General features: G+C 29.6%; 15 protein-coding genes and 2 tRNA genes. 6 read left to right on the top strand and 11 right to left on the bottom strand.

Annotated features, from left to right (window positions below; all coding sequences use genetic code 11):
* Window position 1 precedes the first annotated feature (1 nt).
* Genes XO11_RS09550 through metG form a run of 3 tightly spaced genes read right to left on the bottom strand, consistent with a single transcriptional unit; the run spans window position 2 to window position 4,784 of the window.
* Window positions 2–376, bottom strand: coding sequence for an archease (locus XO11_RS09550; protein ID WP_014297391.1), 375 nt, complete (start codon window positions 374–376; stop codon window positions 2–4).
* Window positions 369–2,798 carry a DNA gyrase subunit A gene (gene gyrA / locus XO11_RS09545; protein ID WP_014297390.1) on the bottom strand — a complete coding sequence of 810 codons (2,430 nt, stop codon included), beginning with the start codon at window positions 2,796–2,798 and terminating at the stop codon, window positions 369–371. Before gyrA ends, XO11_RS09550 begins: the two co-directional genes overlap by 8 nt.
* A gap of 21 nt (window positions 2,799–2,819) precedes the next feature.
* On the bottom strand, window positions 2,820–4,784 hold the full coding sequence (gene metG / locus XO11_RS09540; protein ID WP_075780754.1) for a methionine--tRNA ligase: 1,965 nt from the start codon (window positions 4,782–4,784) through the stop codon (window positions 2,820–2,822).
* Between the two features lie 187 nt (window positions 4,785–4,971).
* Here metG and XO11_RS09535 point away from each other — a divergent pair, with 187 nt between their 5' ends.
* The 3 genes from XO11_RS09535 to XO11_RS09525 all read left to right on the top strand — a co-directional run bounded on the left by XO11_RS09535 (window position 4,972) and on the right by XO11_RS09525 (window position 6,952).
* On the top strand, window positions 4,972–6,723 hold the full coding sequence (locus tag XO11_RS09535) for a proline--tRNA ligase (RefSeq protein WP_175418546.1): 1,752 nt from the start codon (window positions 4,972–4,974) through the stop codon (window positions 6,721–6,723).
* A gap of 29 nt (window positions 6,724–6,752) precedes the next feature.
* Window positions 6,753–6,842, top strand: a tRNA-Ser gene (locus XO11_RS09530).
* A gap of 33 nt (window positions 6,843–6,875) precedes the next feature.
* Window positions 6,876–6,952, top strand: a tRNA-Arg gene (locus tag XO11_RS09525).
* Between the two features lie 410 nt (window positions 6,953–7,362).
* Here the strand turns inward: XO11_RS09525 and XO11_RS09520 are convergent.
* The 8 genes from XO11_RS09520 to XO11_RS09485 are packed head-to-tail and all read right to left on the bottom strand — an operon-like array spanning window position 7,363 to window position 15,106.
* A complete protein-coding gene (locus XO11_RS09520) occupies window positions 7,363–8,784 on the bottom strand; it encodes an HD domain-containing phosphohydrolase (protein ID WP_014297387.1) in 1,422 nt (473 codons plus the stop codon).
* Window positions 8,785–8,795: 11 nt separating this feature from the next.
* On the bottom strand, window positions 8,796–10,115 hold the full coding sequence (locus XO11_RS09515) for a sensor histidine kinase (RefSeq protein ID WP_175418539.1): 1,320 nt from the start codon (window positions 10,113–10,115) through the stop codon (window positions 8,796–8,798).
* Between the two features lie 10 nt (window positions 10,116–10,125).
* Window positions 10,126–11,553 carry an ABC transporter substrate-binding protein gene (locus tag XO11_RS09510; RefSeq protein ID WP_175418538.1) on the bottom strand — a complete coding sequence of 476 codons (1,428 nt, stop codon included), beginning with the start codon at window positions 11,551–11,553 and terminating at the stop codon, window positions 10,126–10,128.
* Between the two features lie 45 nt (window positions 11,554–11,598).
* Window positions 11,599–12,423 (bottom strand): peptide chain release factor N(5)-glutamine methyltransferase, encoded by an 825-nt coding sequence (prmC, locus tag XO11_RS09505; protein WP_014297384.1) that lies wholly within the window; start codon window positions 12,421–12,423, stop codon window positions 11,599–11,601.
* Window positions 12,420–12,725: a metal-sulfur cluster assembly factor gene (locus XO11_RS09500; protein WP_014297383.1), complete on the bottom strand. Its 306-nt coding sequence runs from the start codon at window positions 12,723–12,725 to the stop codon at window positions 12,420–12,422. Before XO11_RS09500 ends, prmC begins: the two co-directional genes overlap by 4 nt.
* A complete protein-coding gene (locus tag XO11_RS09495) occupies window positions 12,709–13,749 on the bottom strand; it encodes a peptidyl-prolyl cis-trans isomerase (protein ID WP_014297382.1) in 1,041 nt (346 codons plus the stop codon). Before XO11_RS09495 ends, XO11_RS09500 begins: the two co-directional genes overlap by 17 nt.
* Window positions 13,746–14,444, bottom strand: a complete 699-nt coding sequence (locus XO11_RS09490; RefSeq protein WP_014297381.1) for a MazG family protein — start codon at window positions 14,442–14,444, stop codon at window positions 13,746–13,748. The genes XO11_RS09495 and XO11_RS09490 overlap by 4 nt, the downstream gene beginning before the upstream one ends.
* A complete protein-coding gene (locus XO11_RS09485; RefSeq protein ID WP_014297380.1) occupies window positions 14,444–15,106 on the bottom strand; it encodes a ribonuclease HII in 663 nt (220 codons plus the stop codon). Before XO11_RS09485 ends, XO11_RS09490 begins: the two co-directional genes overlap by 1 nt.
* A gap of 154 nt (window positions 15,107–15,260) precedes the next feature.
* On the opposite strand from XO11_RS09485, the gene XO11_RS09480 reads away from it, so the two are divergent.
* From XO11_RS09480 to XO11_RS09470, 3 genes are all read left to right on the top strand, one after another.
* Window positions 15,261–16,448, top strand: coding sequence for a pyridoxal phosphate-dependent aminotransferase (locus XO11_RS09480; protein ID WP_175418537.1), 1,188 nt, complete (start codon window positions 15,261–15,263; stop codon window positions 16,446–16,448).
* An 11-nt stretch (window positions 16,449–16,459) separates the two neighbouring features.
* On the top strand, window positions 16,460–17,092 hold the full coding sequence (locus XO11_RS09475) for a class II aldolase/adducin family protein (protein WP_014297378.1): 633 nt from the start codon (window positions 16,460–16,462) through the stop codon (window positions 17,090–17,092).
* A gap of 111 nt (window positions 17,093–17,203) precedes the next feature.
* Window positions 17,204–18,031: cache domain-containing protein (locus tag XO11_RS09470; RefSeq protein WP_175418536.1), on the top strand; the 828-nt coding region annotated here is incomplete at its 3' end.

The raw sequence follows: 18,031 nt of genomic DNA, 5'->3' as shown, positions 1-18,031 counted from the left end.
ATCACACGTCAAATATTACCCTGATTTTTTTGCTTTCTTCATCAATTATTTTTGGATATGCTACAGCTTTAATTTCAATGTCAGAATTTATTTTATATATTTTTGAATATGAAATTTTTATAATTTCATTATCAGTTTCTATTTTTGAAGGAAATTCCCCTTCCATTATCGCTCTTAAAAATTCATTCCCAAGGTCAAATAATATATCATCTATTTCTTTTTCGCTGATAGTATATTCATTTTCTCTATTTATTCCTTCGACAACTGGACTATAGATTTTATTTAATACTTCAACGAAATCTTCTAATATTTCTTTTATATCTTCACCAGAAATTTCATACATAATATCTGCTGGATGTTCTAATTCTTTATTCATCTTCTATCACCACTGCTGCATCTGCTACTATATCTTCTTTGTCAAGCCTTATTGCTCTTACACCTATGGCATATCTACTTAATGAGGAAATTGTTGACACCTCTTCTCTTATAGCCTTTCCAAGCTTGGTAAATACTATTACATGACTTTCATCTGTAACTGCAAGTGCTTTTACTATATCACCTATTCTACTTGTTTCTTTCACACATTTTAATCCTACACCACCACGATTTTGAAGCCTGAAATCTTTAAAATCTACTCGTTTGGCAAATCCATATTTTGTAATTAGAAGAAGACTTTTTTCATTATCAACCATTACTGCATTTACCACTTCATCATTTTCCCTTAATTTTATGGATCTTACACCTGCAGCACTTCTTCCCATAGGTCTTACATCACTAACCCTGAATCTTAAACTCATCCCTTTTGCACTTATTACAAGAACTTCATCCTTTTCTTCTACAATAAGCGCATCTACCACTGTATCATCTTCTTTTATTGTAATTGCTTTTAATCCATTTCTTCTTATATTAGAAAATTCTTCAAGCGCTGTTCTTTTTACCGTTCCTTTTTTTGTAAAGAGCATTATATATTTATTTTCTATATCTTTTTTGTTTTCAATTGGAATTATTGTTTTTATCTTTTCATCATTTTCAAGATATAGATATGTGCTTATATGCTTTCCTTTTGTATCTTTGCTGCTTTTTTCTATTTTATATGCATTTAACTCAAAAGCCTTTCCTTTTGAGGTGATAAATAACAATTTTGAGAGACTATTTGTCTGTAATACCTGAATAATAAAATCATTATCTGATTTTTTTATAGCCTTAGCACCTTTTCCGCCACGATTTTGAACTTTATATTCACTGCTTTTCATTGCTTTTATGTATCCCCATTGGGTTAAGACAATTACAAGATCTTCTTCTTCAATGTTGTCTGATTCTTCTATTTTGGCCCCAGAATTTGTTATTACCGTTCTTCTTTCATCACCAAATTTTAGTTTTATTTCCTCTGTTTCTTCTTTTATTATTTCCATTAATTTTTCTCTGTTGTTTAATATTTCAAGTGCGATTTTTATTTTTTCTGTTAATTCAGCATATTCTTTTTCCAATTTCTGTCCTTCTAACTTAGAAAGGCTTATTAATCGCATATCAACAATAGCATTTGCCTGTTCTTTTGTTACATTAATTATTTCCATTAAGCTATTTATTGCTTCTTCTCTTCCTTCGGACTGTCTGATTATTTCAATTACCGCTTCAATTCCTTCTGAAGCTTTCATTAAACCTTCTACAATGTGTGATCTTTTTCTTGCTTTATCAAGTTCAAATTGAGTTCTTCTTGTAATTACATCTACCCTGTGATTAATAAATGCCTGAAGTATTTCCTTTAAATTCATTACCCTTGGTTTTCTGTTATCTATAACAGTCATCTGAACAGGGAATGAAATCTGCATTTGTGTATGCTTTAATAATTGATTTACAACTCTCTGTGGATTTACATTTTTCTTTAACTCTATTACAACTCTTATTCCTTCTTTATCTGATTCATCTCTAATATTTCTTATTCCTACATCTTTTTTATTTTCCTTTTGCTTTGTAACATAATTTGCTATTTGAGTTATAAGATCGGCTTTTGAAACACCATATGGTATTTCTTTTATAACTATGCTCATTCCATTTTTGTTTTCTTCAAATTCGTACTTTGATCTTATATGGAATGTTCCTCTTCCTGTTTCATATATATCTTTTAATTTATCTCCATCAACAATAATACCACCAGTAGGAAGATCAGGTCCTTTAATAAATTTCATAAGTTCTTCAACTGATGCATCTGGATTATCTATAAGATATTTAATTCCTTCTGCAAGCTCTGTAAGGTTATGTGAAGGGATATTAGTTGCCATTCCAACAGCAATACCGTTTACACCATTCATTAGCAAGTTTGGTAATCTTGTTGGCAATACCCATGGTTCCTTTAATGAACCATCAAAGTTGTCCATCATTTCAACGGTATTTTTATCTATATCCATTAACATATATTCTGCAAGTTCATGCATTTTAGCTTCGGTATACCTCATTGCTGCAGCAGGGTCTTTATCTATTGACCCAAAGTTTCCCTGCCCTATTACAAGCGGATATCTAAGGCTAAATGGCTGCGCCATTCTTACAAGAGCATCATATATTGCAGCATCACCATGTGGATGATATTTACCCATAACTTCTCCAACAATACGGGCACATTTTTTATATGCTGCATTATGTTTTAAATTCAATTCATCCATAGAATATAATATTCTTCTTTGAACAGGTTTAAGGCCATCCCTGACATCCGGGATAGCCCTGCTTGTAATAACACTGAGAGAGTATAACAAATATGACTCTTTTAACTCTTCTTCAAAGGATTTATTTAAAATTTCGCTCATTTATTGCTTACCTCCTGGTTTTTACGATATTTTTGCTCCCGGTTCTATATCTTCATCTGTTGTTAAGAGGGTTAATTTATCCCCTATTTTTGCTGCCAATAACATTCCATTTGATTCAATTCCCATTAATTTTGCTGGTTTTAAATTAGCAACAACTATTATTTTCTTTCCTACAAGATTTTCAGGTTCATAATAATTTGCAATACCTGCTACAATCTGCCTTTTACCTAATTCTCCAAGATCAAGCTGTAATTTTACAAGCTTTCTTGATTTTTTTACTTTTTCTGCTTCTAAAATTTTAGCTACCCTTAAATCAACCTGCGCAAAATGATTTATATCAATTAAAACATTTTCTGTTTTTTCTTCTTCTTTCTTTACTTCTTTTACTTCTGTTTTCTTTTCTTCCATTTTCTTCTCCTCCTTCATTTTTATAACTTTTTCCCATTTTTTTACATCTATTCTTTTGAATACTGGTTCTCCAATATTTACCTTTACACCGCTTTTTAATAATCCAATTTTTATATTTTCATCTTTTATGTATTCTTCTACATTTTCAATACCTAATTTACCAAGTATTTTCAATGCTGTATCTGGCATTACAGGTGAAATTAATAATGCAATTATTCTAATTGAATCCATGAGGTTATACATTACAGTACCAAGCCTTGATTTTTTGCTTTCGTCTTTTCCAAGTAACCATGGTTCTGTAAGATCTATGTATTTATTTGTAAATCTTACCAATTCCCATAAACTTTCAAGCGCATTGGTGAATAAGTATTTATCCATGTAATTTTCGTATTTTTCCACTGTTGAGTTAATGAGATCTTTAAGTTGATTGTCAACTTCCTCCGTTTCACCGATTTCCGGTATAACTCCATCAAAGTATTTATTAACCATGGATAATGTTCTATGAACAAGATTACTTAAATCATTTACAAGATCAGAATTGTATCTTGTAATTAAATTATCTTCTGAAAAATCTCCATCTTTTCCAAATACAATGTCTCTTAATAAATAGTATCTTATTACATCATTTCCATATGCTTCAACAAGAATTCTTGGATCAATTGCATTTCCAAGAGATTTTGATATCTTCTGTCCATTTACAGTAAGCCAGCCATGAGCAAATATTTTTTTAGGTAGAGGCAATCCTACTGACATTAACATTGCCGGCCAGATTAATGAATGGAATCTATTGATTTCTTTTCCAATTAAATGTAAATCAGCAGGCCAATATTTTTCAAATTTTTCCATATTTTCCGGATAGCCCAATGCACTTACATAATTAATTAATGCATCTACCCATACATAAATTACATGTTTTGGATCATCTGGCATTGGAACGCCCCAATCAAATGTGGTTCTTGTGATACTTAAATCTTTAAGACCGCTTTCAAGTATTTTAAGCATTTCATTTTTTCTAAATTCAGGTTCAAGAAAATCTGGATTCTCTTCAAAATGCTTTTTTAACGGTTCATTGTATTTTGATAATTTAAAGAAATAATTTTCTTCTTCAACCCAATTTACTTCTCTTCCACATGAAGGACATACTTTTTTGCCGTCTTTTTCTTCAATTTCATCTTCTGTCCAGTATGTTTCACATGGAACACAATACCAACCTTCGTATTTTCCTTTGTATATGTCACCATTTTCAAGCATTTTTTTCACAAAAAATTGAACTGTTTTCATATGTTGCTCGTCTGTTGTTCTTACAAAGTAATCATTGGTGATTTTTAAATCTTTCCATAATGTTTTAAATTTTCCCGATAATTCATCACATAATTCCTGTGGTGAAATCCCTTTAGCTCTTGCTGCCTGAAGGATTTTTTGACCGTGTTCATCTGTTCCTGTTAAATAAAATACATCGAATCCTCTCATTCTTTTATATCTTGAAATTATATCTCCTACTATTGTGGTATAACTTGATCCTATATGCGGTTCTGCATTTACATAATATATAGGCGTTGTTACATAGAATTTTTTCAATTTAATCCCTCCTAAAAAAGTTTTTTGTCAGTTATACGTATTATATCACTTTATAATTAAGAAGATTTTAAATTTTTCAGCAAATTATTTTTCGAATTTTCGTAATATAAACGTTATCTTTTTATTCAAGATTATATGTTAAAATTAAGGAAAATCAAAAATAATCGATTTAAGGAGGTTATACATGATGCGAATGTCAAAATATTACGCACCAACATTAAAAGAAGTTCCAAATGACGTTGAAATAAAAAGTCATGAATTGTTAATTAGAGGAGGTTTTATAAGAAAAACAGCTTCTGGGGTATATACATACTTACCTTTAGGAACAAAGGTATTGAAAAAGATAGAAAATATTGTAAGGGAAGAAATGGAAAAAATCGGCTCTCAGGAAATATTAATGCCTATAATACAACCTGCTGAAATATGGCAGCAAAGCGGAAGATGGGATGACTATGGACCAGAAATGATGAAGTTAAAAGATAGACATAATAGGGATTTTACATTAGGTCCTACACATGAAGAGATGATAACTACAATAGTAAAAAATGAATTGAGATCATATAAACAATTGCCAATTTCATTATTCCAGATTGCTAACAAATACAGAGATGAAATAAGACCACGTTTTGGAGTTTTAAGAGCAAGGGAATTTATAATGAAAGATGCATATTCTTTCCATAATTCAGAAGAATCACTCGATAAAACATACGAAGATTTTTACAGGGCCTATGAAAATATTTTAAAAAGACTTGGTGTGGATTATAGAGTAGTTGAAGCAGATACAGGTGCAATTGGTGGAAATAAATCCCACGAATTCCAGGTATTGGCAGAATACGGAGAAAGCACTATATATTATTGTGATTGCGGATATTACGCAACAGATGAAAAAGCAGAATCAAAACTTACATTTGAAGTAGAAAATGAAGAAGAAAAAGAAATTAAAAAGGTTTCAACACCTGATGTAAAAACAATTGATGATGTTGCAAACTTCCTTAACTCTTCAAAAGAAAAGATTATAAAATCCCTTTTATTTAAAGGAAGAGATGGTTGGGTACTCGCTTTGATTCGCGGCGATTATGATCTTAACATTGCAAAATTAAGAGGATTATTAAAGGATCAAACACTTGAAATGGGAGCACCTGAAGAAATAAAAGCGGAATTTGGTGTGGAAACTGGATTTATTGGTCCTGTTGGAATTAAAAAAGATAATTTGAAAATTGTTGGCGATTTAAGCATTAAAGGTATAAAAAATGGTATCACAGGTGGCATGGAAAAGGATACACATTATGTTAATGTGAATCTCAATAGAGATTTTAATGTGGACATTTTTGCTGATATTAGAATGGTTAAAAAAGGAGAACCTTGTCCAAAGTGCGGAAAACCTTTAAAAGAAGCAAAGGGAATTGAAGTTGGACAGGTATTTAAATTGGGAACAAAATATTCTGAAAAACTTAACGCCTATTATACAGATGAAGACGGTAGATCAAAACCATTTATTATGGGTTGTTACGGTTGGGGTGTTTCAAGAACTTTAGGTGCTATTGTTGAACAATTACACGACGATTATGGCATGTTATGGCCAAGAAGTATTGCTCCATTTGAAATTGTTATTATACCTGTTTCAATGAAAAAACCAGAGCTTGTAGAGAAAGCGGAAGAAATTTATAATCTTTTAAAGGATAAATACGATGTATTATACGACGATAGAGATGCATCACCAGGATTTAAATTTAAAGATGCAGACTTAATAGGTATTCCAATGAAGGTTGTATTGGGTAAAAAGATGAAAGACGGTAAGGTTGAAGTGAAGTTAAGATATGAAAAGAATGCTGAAGAGGTTGAAATTACAGAATCTTTCGATAAATTATTAGAAATCATTGATAAAAAATTAAAGGAATACGACCCAAAAATTTACCTTAACAGTATTGACAAAGAATAATCTTCATGTTATAATAATGATTGTGCGTCGGAGAGGTGGCCGAGCGGCCGAAGGCGCTTGCCTGCTAAGCAAGTGTGGGGGTAACTCCACCGTGGGTTCGAATCCCACCCTCTCCGCCATTTTTTTTACCAATTTTTATAGTTTTTACAAATGTGCCCGTAGCTCAATTGGATAGAGCATTGGACTGCGGATCCAAAGGTTGCTGGTTCAAATCCAGTCGGGCACGCCAAAACTCCCTCATTTTTGAGGGAGTTTTTATCTTTTATGATGAAAAAAAGTTTTCTCGAATACTTCGAACGTTTCTCTACAAAAGTCTTTTCGAAAAATAGAAATAATAACATTTGCTCAGGAAAGTGAAATTTTTTATAATTGAGAAAAATAATGTGAATGAAAACTAAGAATTTCCCGCAGCGGGGATTACAGGATAGTTGGAAAAAATAAAAGCGAGTGAAGGCTCGCAGAGTGCCTGAGAAAATTGTGAGTGGAAGGGGTCAAAATCACACGGATGTGATTTTGAGTGAAGACGAACATGGACGTGAGTCTGCAACGACCCCTGAGAACGAACAATTTTCGAAGATTAGCACTCAAGTCGTATGAATGAACTTTCTATAAAAAAAGACTCACCTAAGTGTGAGTCTTTTAAAATTTATCAACAATTTTACTTAAGAAAATATCCAGCAATTCGGGATCAAATTTTTTACCTTTCATATCCTTCATATACTTTATAACCTTTTCTTTTGGCCAGCCAGGTCTATATACCCTATCAGATACAAGCGCATCATAAACATCTGCTATAGCTGTAATTCTTGCTTCTATTGGTATTTCTTTTCCTTTTAATCCTTCAGGATAACCACTTCCGTCCCAATTTTCATGATGATATTTTGCAATTGATGCAGCTATTTTAAATATATCTTTATTTGAAGATGCAAGTATTCTATAACCTATAACTGTGTGTTCTTTCATTATTTCAAATTCAGAGTCTGTAAGCTTCCCTGGTTTATTTAGTATATAATCAGGTATTCCAATCTTTCCAATATCGTGTAACATAGAAGCTATTTTAAATTCAAATGCCTTATGTTCTTCTATTCCTGCAGCCTGTGCAATATCATATACAATATTTGAAACTCTTAAAACATGTTCTCCTGTTTCTTCAGAACGTGATTCAAGTAATTCACCAAGGGTAAATATTATTTCATATAGCGTTTCATTTAATTCATTCGAAATTCTCATTTTTTCAACAGTAGTAATTATATGCAACAAGAAAAGGTTTAGCAGGTTTTTTAAATTTTCAGGAATTGGTTTTTCCGAACTTACACAAAATACTTTTTGCCTTTCTGTATCAGAATTAAATATAACAAAGAACTCCTTCTCATTTTCCCAGTGTATAAAATTCTTTTTATTACTATGAAACTCCGGATAATCTTCACATATTTTTGTATTTAATATAATATCATAGTTTTCTGCCATATTTCTTACCACTTTACATGAACTCTCTAAAAATATATCTTCATTGGTTTCACTGGTTGATTCTGTAGCAAATCCAAATATTGTTTTCAAAGATTCGGCTTCTTTTTCCAGATTTACTATATCTCTATATGACCTTAATCCGGAAAGGATTACTGTAATTAGTCGTTCTGATGTTAATTCTGTTTTTTCTCTATAATCGTTTATATCATAATTTAAAACAACTTCTTTGTTAGGGGCATATCCCGGCTGTCCTGTCCTGATTACAAGACGTGTTTTATGATTTTTTAAATTTTCACGAATATATTTTACAAGATCAAGACCTGCATGTTTATCTTCCATTACTACATCAATTATTGCAAGTGCAATATCTTTATCTTTCCTTAAAATTTCAAGCGCTTCTTCTTTAGAATATGCACTGATTAACTTTATAGGTCTTCCTTCAAAGGTTAGTCCTTTTAATACTATTCTTGTTACTCTATGAACATCTTTTTCATCATCAACAATAAGTATTTTCCATGGTTTTGATTCTATGACATTTTCAGCAGTTTCAGCATCATTATCTACAAATTTTATAAACTCTTCATTGAAGTCCATTGTATCACCCCCTATTTCGACTCAGAGACAACCTTTGGAAGAATAACTGTAAATTTCACACCTTTTCCCGGAGCGCTTTCTACATATATTTGGCCCTGCAACACAGTGTTTACAAGGTTATATACGACATTCATACCTATACCACTGCTTTCACCGGAATTGTCAGTGGTAAAGAATGGTTCAAATATGGCACTTTTAGTTTTTTCATCCATACCCTTACCATTATCCGAATATACAATTTTCACACTATCTTTTTCATTAAATACCTCTATATTTATTCTACCATTTTCTTTATAATTTTTAAAACCATGCTTTAAAGAATTATCAATAAAATTGGTTATTATTTGAGCAATAGCTCCAGGATATGTAACCATTTCTATATCATCAGGACATTTTAAACTTATTTTATGTGATGTTTTTCTGATAACAGGGTTTAATGATTTTAATATTGCTTCTAATTCCTCTTTTAGATTTACTTTTAATTTTATGTTGGAAACTTCCTGCGCTGATACTTTTTTAAGACTTTTTATTAAATCAGACATTCTCATTAAATTGGCAAGTATAATATCCAATAATTCGTTTCCTGAATTTAAATAATCTTCAAACAGTTTTTTAGATACCTGCCCGGATATATATCCTTCTTCAAGTTTTTTGAAATCTTTTATTAATTGTGTAACCGATGTATATGCAATTCCAAGAGGTGTATTTAAATCATGAGAAATATTCGCCACAAGTCTACCCAATGACGCCATTTTTTCTGAGTTTATAAGCAATTCCTGCGTTCTATTTAGATTTTCTATGGTATTTTCCAGTTCTTCAAGCGTATCTTCAAGCTCTCTATTGGATTTTTCAAGCTTTCTTTTTGTTTCATTTATAACAACCATCTGATTATATAAAAAGGCTAATAATACATAAATTAAAAACCCCAACAATTTTACATAAAAACTTCTATTGACCATTTTTACATACATTTCACCTATATATATTCCATTGTTGTCCAGTGATTTAGATAATGAAACTTCATGAATAAAATTCATTTTTTCAAAAAAAAGATCTATTTTATTTAATTTTTTGGGATTTTCCATTTTAAAGAATAAATTTCCTGACTCATCATAAACAGCTATTTCTCTATATTCAACATTCTTAAAAATTATATTAGATATATCTTCCATAGCCTTATCATTATATTCCCATAGATAATTTTTAAATAACAGGCTTATGTAATTATAAAAATCATTTATATAACTTTCTGTTCTCTGGGTATAATAAAGCATAAATATAATATATAGTAAAAATATCAGAAGATTTATAAATATTGTTTTTAACTTCATTAAATCACCTCTATTGCCATAAATCTTCATATGTAATGTTGTATTTTTTCAATATTTCCCTGTATTCTTCTGTTTTCTTAAATCTTTTTAATTCTTCATTAAACATTTTTATTATTTCTTCAGAGAATTCATTCTTTCTGGAAAGCCCTATATAATACATATTTTTTTTGCTAATTGGATAAAAATAAACCTGACCTTTATAATTAAATTTTTTCAAATAATATAAAGCCACATTTTTATCTATTACATATATATCAAATCGATCATTAATAAACCCCTTTATTCCAATTATATCATCTGATACAGCATAATATTGTAGATTAAAATCTTTTAATCTGTTATTATAATTAAATCCCTTTACATATCCACATTTATAATTGCTTATATCATCTTCAAAGTTTATATTTTTATTTTTATATATAAATACATCTGCACCTGTACTTAATGGTTCTTCTGAAAATAACATATACTTTCTTCTCTCATCTGTAACAGAAAGAGAAAAAGTTCCATCTATAATACCTTTTTTTATATAATCCAATACTCGCAACCAGTTTAAATAAATAATATCCACCTTAAATCCCATGTTTTCAAAAACTCTTTTTAAAACCTCGGTGTCTATTCCTTTCCATTCACCATTTTCATACCATTCATATGGCGGCCAATCAACATTGGCTAATTTAAGATAATTCCCGGGTTTTGCAAATTCCTTTAAACCATATTTTTCCAGTATTTTTTCAACAGTTCCATTAATTACTATTTCTTTTATTTCCTTATCTACAATATTTTTTATATCTTCGGAAACTTTCCTGGAAAATCCTATATAATGATAATATTTAGGCATCGGCATATTAACAATTTTCGAGATTTTTTTTAAAGATTTATTGTAATAATATCCAAGCGTAAGAGAGTTATAAAATACACCCTCTATTTTATTTTTCAAATACGGATTAATTGCTTCTTCTATATTTTCAAATTCAATAGCTTTATTTTTGTTTTTGGTTACCTCAAAAAACAGCTGTTCTGTCTTAGTTCCTTTAATTACACCAAGTTTTAATTCGTTTAGCGATTTATTAAAATCCTTATTTGTAAGAATCATATAGGTTACAGAATATAATGGAAAATCTGAAAAATTCATTATATTTTCCCTATAATCATTTTTTGCTATTCCAATAAAAATATCAATAAATCCTTTTGATAATTCTTCTGTGATATATGTCATGTTTTTAAATTTTCCATCCCATTGAATCTCTATATTATATTTTTCAAGTCTTTTATTAAGCTCTTCATATATTTCATAGCATATACCTTTTACTTCATTATCTTCAATATAATATTTTGGCGGGGCAATTTGAAAGGTGGTCTTTAAAATTATTTTATCTGAAAAAGCCATTATTACAGCTAAAAAAAATACAATTAATACATACACCTTTTTTTTCATATTGCCACCCCCAATATTTATATTGATAACATTATTTAAATTATATCACTTTTTTAATTTTTCAACAAATCTATTAATTTCAAATGAATCTCTGTAAATTTTTATAATTCCAAATTCAGACAAAATCTCTTTTGTTTTTTCTATATTAAATTCAGTTGTTTCAAATAAATAATGCTTTTCAAACAATAAATCTGGAAACTCATTTGATAATCGCAGAAAGAAATCCTGACCATCTTTACCTGCAACCAATGCATTTTCAGGTTCATACTTTAATGAATTTGAGTTTATATAAAATTTTTCCTCTACATACGGGGGATTGGAAACTATAAAATCTACTTTTTTTAAAACTTCTTCTGGAATGTTATAAAAAATATCACTTTCAAAAAATTCTATTTTCACATTAATTTTATCAGCATTTTTTTTAGCAACTTTTAAAGCCTTTTCAGAAATATCAGATGCATAAATATTAATTTCCGGAAAGCTTTTTTTTAATGCTATTGCAATTGCTCCACTACCGGTTCCAAGATCAAGTATATTTTTATATTTATTTTTTTCTATTATTTTCATTGCAATTTTAACAAGATCTTCTGTTTCTATCCTCGGAATTAATACATTTTCATCAACATATAATTCAAAATCCATAAATTCTGCAGATTTGGTGATATATTCCACAGGATAATCTTCAATAATTATCTTATTCAGGAGTAATAGCAATTTATCATCTATTTCAAAATCACGATCAAGGATAATCTTTGAAAATTCTATTTTTTTTATTTTTGAAATTAATTTTGCAACAAAAGAAAGGGGATTAAATATCCCCTTTTTTAACATTATTTCCCTATTATTTTTTATATATTCATTTAATCTCATATTCCAAGTATTGTTCTTACTTCATCTGAAGCTTTTGAAGGATCCCATGGAGGATCAAAGGTTAATTCTACTTTTACGCTTTTTACACCTTCAATTGACCCAACTTTATTTTTCGCATCTTCTGTAATCATCCCTGCGAGAGGACACATTGGTGTTGTTAATGTCATTAATACATGAACGTTATTTTCCTCATCAACATTTACGTCATATATAAGCCCTAATGAGACTACATCAAAACCTATTTCCATATCATATACATTTTTTAAAGCATTCATTACATCTTCTTTAGTTATTTTTGCCATTGCTTTCATCTCCTTTGAAATATTTTGAATTAATTATTACCGTTGAATTTGATTTAAATTTTTCAAATTCTTCAGCGACCAATTTATCAAATAATTTCTTTGCTTTTTCATCTTTTAATTTGTTTATTATTCTTTCCTTTGCCTCATCAATAGTTAAAGATCTTTTAGGATATTTCTTTTCAATCTTTATAAGAGAATAAATAGAGCCACTGTATTTCATTGGTTTTAATATTGCGCCTGGAAAGGAAGATTTTATTTGATTAACCAGATCATTTGTATTATCTTCAAGAGAAATAGTCAAAGACGTTGCTTCTGAACTTTCCAATTTTGTTTTATATACATCATCATATGTATAATACCCATCTATTATTTTCTGATATACAAGAGAAGCCTCTTCGCTTGTTTTAAAAAGAATCAAATCCAATGTTGCTCGTTGAGGACTATAATATGAATCTTTATTAGCTTCATACTCCGCTTTTATTTCCTCATCTGATACTTCTACATTTTCAAGAAGATATTGATAAATCGCTGATATTGCTTTTTTATATAACTTTTCATGATATATACTATAAATATATTGCTCTTTATTTTCGAAACCCTTTGATAATAAATAAAGCTTTATTTTATCTTCTGACAATCCTGAACTTTTAAATACATTATTTATATCATTTGAAATGCTATTAAAAAGTTCTTCTTTTTCAAGATTTATCCCTTTTTCTTTTTCTGTAAATTGAATAAATAATATTTCACCACTTAATTTATCCAATTTCATTTTTTCATATTTTTGAATTGTTTGGTTTCCTTCTTTGCTTCCAACGAGCACTTTGTAAAATTCACCATTTAAATTGTTTATTCCTCTTAATAATTCAAGCGTCTTTGCCTGTGATTGGAAATAATCGTAATTTACAGCTTCACCATTGATTTTCACAATGGTTTTATCCTCTAATTCCTGATAACTAACTACACCAAAAACAGATACAATAGCAAATACAATCATCATCAAAATCAACAAACCTTTTTTCATTCCTTATCCTCCCCGTTTTCAAATTTCTTATATTTTTCAAAATATTCCTTTGCAGCCTTTGATAACAGTGAATCTATATTTCTTTCTTTTTTTACAAAATAATAGATTAAATGCGTTAATAATTCTATTTCATTATTTTCGTTACCTTCATTTTCAAGACTTTCCAAATCTCTCTTTAATAATTCAAATATATTTTTTTCTTTATATGGGTCATAATCCACTGCAAATGAATTTTCTATTAATCTTCTTAAATTCATTAATGGTGGAAGTCCTTTATTTATCTCACCTATTTTTGAATATTGCTTTTTCCCTTTTTCTTTAGCCTTTATTTTTTCCCATTGTTCATATGAATATTCCCCTTCATTTTTAAAAACATGTGGATGACGACGTATCATTTTTGAATTAATTCTTTCAAGCACATCAACAATTGTAAATTCATTATTTTCTCTTGCAATTTGTGAATGAAATACAACCTGCAACATTACATCTCCTAATTCTTCAATTAATTCATCCATATTATTTTCGTCTATTGCATGCACCACTTCATATGCTTCTTCAATCATATATGGTTTTAAGCTTTCATGAGTCTGTTTTCTATCCCACGGACAACCATGTTCAGAACGTAACTCTTCCATTATTTCAAGCAATTGTTCAAACTTTTCTCTGGCTTTATCCCTCATATTATCCCCTTTCATTAAAGTACTCCTATTCTCATTAAACGCATGGTGGAAAATTCTTTTTTATTAATTGAAACGTTTTTTTCAATAATCATCCTTTTTATTGGATTAAAGGTTATTCTATGAAATTCTTTTATTCCATTTTCTTCTATTAGTTTTATATGTTCTTTTGTTGGATATCCTTTATGTTTTTTCATGTTATACTCCGGATATTGTTTATCAAGTTCTACCATTAATCTATCCCTATAAACCTTGGCAAGTATTGAAGCAGCTCCTATTGTTTTAGACTTTGCATCTCCTTTAACAATACATTCATAATTTTCAATACTTAATTTGAAATTCTTGCCATCTATTATAACATAAGCATTTGAAAGATTATATTTTTTTAAATTCCTTTCAATTGCCAGTGTCGTTGCTGAAAATATGTTATAAATATCTATTTCTTCAGGTGTAGCAATTTCTATTGAATAATTAAAGTTTTTTATTAATATTTCATAAATCTCTTCTCTTTTCTTTTCTGATAATTTTTTTGAATCATTTGAAATCTCTTCAAGTATTTTAAGTTGATTCTCATTTTCCACTTCAATTGCAGCAGCAACAACAGGTCCTGCCAGCGGCCCTCGCCCGGCTTCATCAACCCCTATTATTTTACCATATTTTTTTAAATACTCAATATCCATTGCTCTCACTCTTTCATTCTTATATTATTATGTTTTAAGATTTAATAAATGCTACACTTAATTATTACAAATTTATATGAAAAAAAGCTTAACATTTATGGTAAAATTAGTTATGAAAAAAATATCAAAATTTTTAATACCGGGAGGGAAAAAAATGAATTTCTCACAAAGGGTTTTAAACATGCAGGCATCACCTATTAGAAAGCTTGTTCCATATGCAGAAGAAGCAAAAAAAGCTGGAAAAACTGTTTTGCATTTAAATATAGGACAACCAGATCTTGAAACTCCAAAAGCATTTTTTGATTACATTGAAAATTATAAACCTGAAGTTATTGCCTATACTCATTCAGCAGGATTAATGGAATTAAGGGAAGCATTTTCAAAATATTATAATAAGCATGACATTCCATTTACACCAGAAGAAATTATCGTTACTAATGGCGGAAGTGAAGCTATTGTATTTGCATTGGCTGCTATTGCTGATCCAGGAGATGAAGTAATTGTAATTGAACCATTTTATGCAAATTACAGAGGATTTGCCGAAATGATTAACGTAAAACTCGTTCCTGTAAGAGCTTTACCTGAAACAGGATATGCAGTTCCTTCAACAGAAGAATTTGAAAAAGCTTTATCTTCAAAAACAAGAGGCATTATTTTCTCAAATCCTTCAAACCCAACAGGAGCTGTATACTCAGAAGAAGAATTAAAAAGAATTGTAGATTTTGCTAAAAAACACGATTTGTTTATTATTTCTGATGAAGTTTATAGGGAATTTACATTTGACGGAACAAAACATATTTCTACAATGACCTTTGAAGAATACGATAGAACAATTGTTGTAGACAGTATTTCAAAAAGATATAGCGCATGTGGTGCAAGAGTAGGTGTTTTTGCTACCAAAAACAAAGAATTATACAACCAGGTAATGAAAATGGCTCAATCAAGGCTCTGTCCTCCAATGACAGCTCAATTAGGAACTATAGGACTTCTTGAAATGGATGATTTATACATAAAAGAAGTTTACGAAGAATATGATAAAAGGAGATTAGCTGTTTATGAAGAGTTGTCAAAAATAGAAGGTGCTGTATTTAAAAAACCAAAAGGTGCATTTTATGTTTCTGTAAAGTTACCTATTGACGATAGCGAAGAATTTGTAAAATGGATGCTTACAGATTTTGCTATTGACAATACTACTGTAATGGTTGCACCACTTACAGGTTTTTATGCTACAGAAGGTTCTGGAAAACAGGAAATAAGAATTGCTTATGTTCTTGAAAGTGAAAAATTGAAAAAGGCAACATATATACTCGCTGAAGCTGTTAAGGCTTACAATAATAGGTAGGTGAAAATATATTGAAAAAAGAAATTATTTATGCAATTGAGTATCTGGAAAAAAAAGGGTTAATTAAAGGAACATGGGGAAATGTTAGTATTAGAGACGGAAACAGGATATATATTACTCCATCAGGTGTTCCATATGATGTTTTAAATGTGGATGATATATCTGTTCTTGATTTTGAAACAGAAAAACATATAGACGGTTTAAAACCATCAAGCGAAAAAGCTTTACATCTTGAAATCTATAAGAATTTTCCTGAAATAACAGCAGTAGTTCATACACACAGTCTTTATGCTTCAATTTTTTCAGCTTTGAGAAAACCTGTTCCATGTTATATTGAAGACCAGGCACAAATTATTGGCGGGGAAATACCAGTGGCTGAATATAAGCTTCCCGGAACAAAGGATCTTGCTATAGAAGCAGTTAAAAAGTTTAAGTTAGGAGTTTATGGAATTTTATTAGCAAATCACGGAATTGTGGCAATAGGAAGAACTTTAAAAGAAGCTTTAATAGCAGCTGAAATAACAGAAAAAAGCGCTAATATAGCTTTTAATGTTGAATTAATGGGCGGAGGACATAAATTATCAGAAGAAGATATTAAATGGATGAGAAATTTATACATTGCTTCTTATAGTAAGAACTTGTAAGGATAATTTTTATTATTTATCTTAGATATCCCAAAAAGCTTTTGCTTTTTGGGTAATTTTTTGGGATTAACTTAATTAAAAAAATAACAATCTAACAAAAGGAGGTTAAATATGAAATCATTAAAAGCTCAAATGATAGGTATTATTATCTTAATCTCTATTCTTCCAATGGCTATATTTACCGGAATTAGCACATATAACAACTATAACAAGAGCTTTGAAAATTATAAAAAACATCTTCGTTCAGTTACCGATACCAATGCAAAGTTATTAGAAACATATTTTGACCCAATTATAAACCTTTTAAATACATTATCCAATGACATTAATGTAAAGTCGGCATACAGCAATCAACATGATGAAAGAACCAATATACTTAAAATATTTAAAAATATTGTTGATAATTACCACTATGCAGCAGTATATATGGGATTAAAGGACAAAACTATGTTATCCATCCCAAGTGATGATTTGCCTGCTGATTATGATCCAACATCAAGGCCATGGTATAAGGCTTCAATGAAAACGCCGGGAAAAATCATAATTTCTGAACCATATGTTGATGCAGGAAATAATGACGTATTAATTACTGTATCAAAAACAGTTACAGATCCACAAACAAATGAGATTATTGGAGTAATTGCAATTGATTTATCAATAAAAGAACTGGTTGATACATTCTTTGGTGACGATAAAGTATTTAAGGAAGAATATTCTTACCTTGTAAACAGCGAAGGTATTACTTTAATGCACACAGATCCTGAAAAATGGGGAGTTAATGTTAAAGATTCGGAATTTTTCAGAAAATCCACAAACAATAGCGGTTTAATTGAGTATACTCAAAACGGAAAAAGAATATATACATTTTATTCGAAGGTTAAAGGTATAAACTGGATAATCTACACAGCAATACCTAAAAAAGCAATTACAGACGCAGTA

The organism is Marinitoga sp. 1138 (assembly GCF_013363265.1).
GTDB classification, from domain to species: Bacteria; Thermotogota; Thermotogae; order Petrotogales; family Petrotogaceae; genus Marinitoga; species Marinitoga piezophila.
The sequence above is the reverse complement of the archived record's forward strand: the minus strand, read 5'-3'. Positions and strand labels throughout refer to the sequence as shown.

Bases quoted from the DNA above. Each gene is read 5' to 3' on its own strand.
- XO11_RS09550 (WP_014297391.1), bottom strand. From the start codon at position 376: ATGAATAAAGAATTAGAACATCCAGCAGATATTATGTATGAAATTTCT.
- gyrA (WP_014297390.1), bottom strand. From the start codon at position 2,798: ATGAGCGAAATTTTAAATAAATCCTTTGAAGAAGAGTTAAAAGAGTCA.
- XO11_RS09535 (WP_175418546.1), top strand. From the start codon at position 4,972: ATGCGAATGTCAAAATATTACGCACCAACATTAAAAGAAGTTCCAAAT.
- XO11_RS09520 (WP_014297387.1), bottom strand. From the start codon at position 8,784: ATGGACTTCAATGAAGAGTTTATAAAATTTGTAGATAATGATGCTGAA.
- XO11_RS09515 (WP_175418539.1), bottom strand. From the start codon at position 10,115: ATGAAGTTAAAAACAATATTTATAAATCTTCTGATATTTTTACTATAT.
- XO11_RS09510 (WP_175418538.1), bottom strand. From the start codon at position 11,553: ATGAAAAAAAAGGTGTATGTATTAATTGTATTTTTTTTAGCTGTAATA.
- prmC (WP_014297384.1), bottom strand. From the start codon at position 12,423: ATGAGATTAAATGAATATATAAAAAATAATAGGGAAATAATGTTAAAA.
- XO11_RS09500 (WP_014297383.1), bottom strand. From the start codon at position 12,725: ATGGCAAAAATAACTAAAGAAGATGTAATGAATGCTTTAAAAAATGTA.
- XO11_RS09495 (WP_014297382.1), bottom strand. From the start codon at position 13,749: ATGAAAAAAGGTTTGTTGATTTTGATGATGATTGTATTTGCTATTGTA.
- XO11_RS09490 (WP_014297381.1), bottom strand. From the start codon at position 14,444: ATGAAAGGGGATAATATGAGGGATAAAGCCAGAGAAAAGTTTGAACAA.
- XO11_RS09485 (WP_014297380.1), bottom strand. From the start codon at position 15,106: ATGGATATTGAGTATTTAAAAAAATATGGTAAAATAATAGGGGTTGAT.
- XO11_RS09480 (WP_175418537.1), top strand. From the start codon at position 15,261: ATGAATTTCTCACAAAGGGTTTTAAACATGCAGGCATCACCTATTAGA.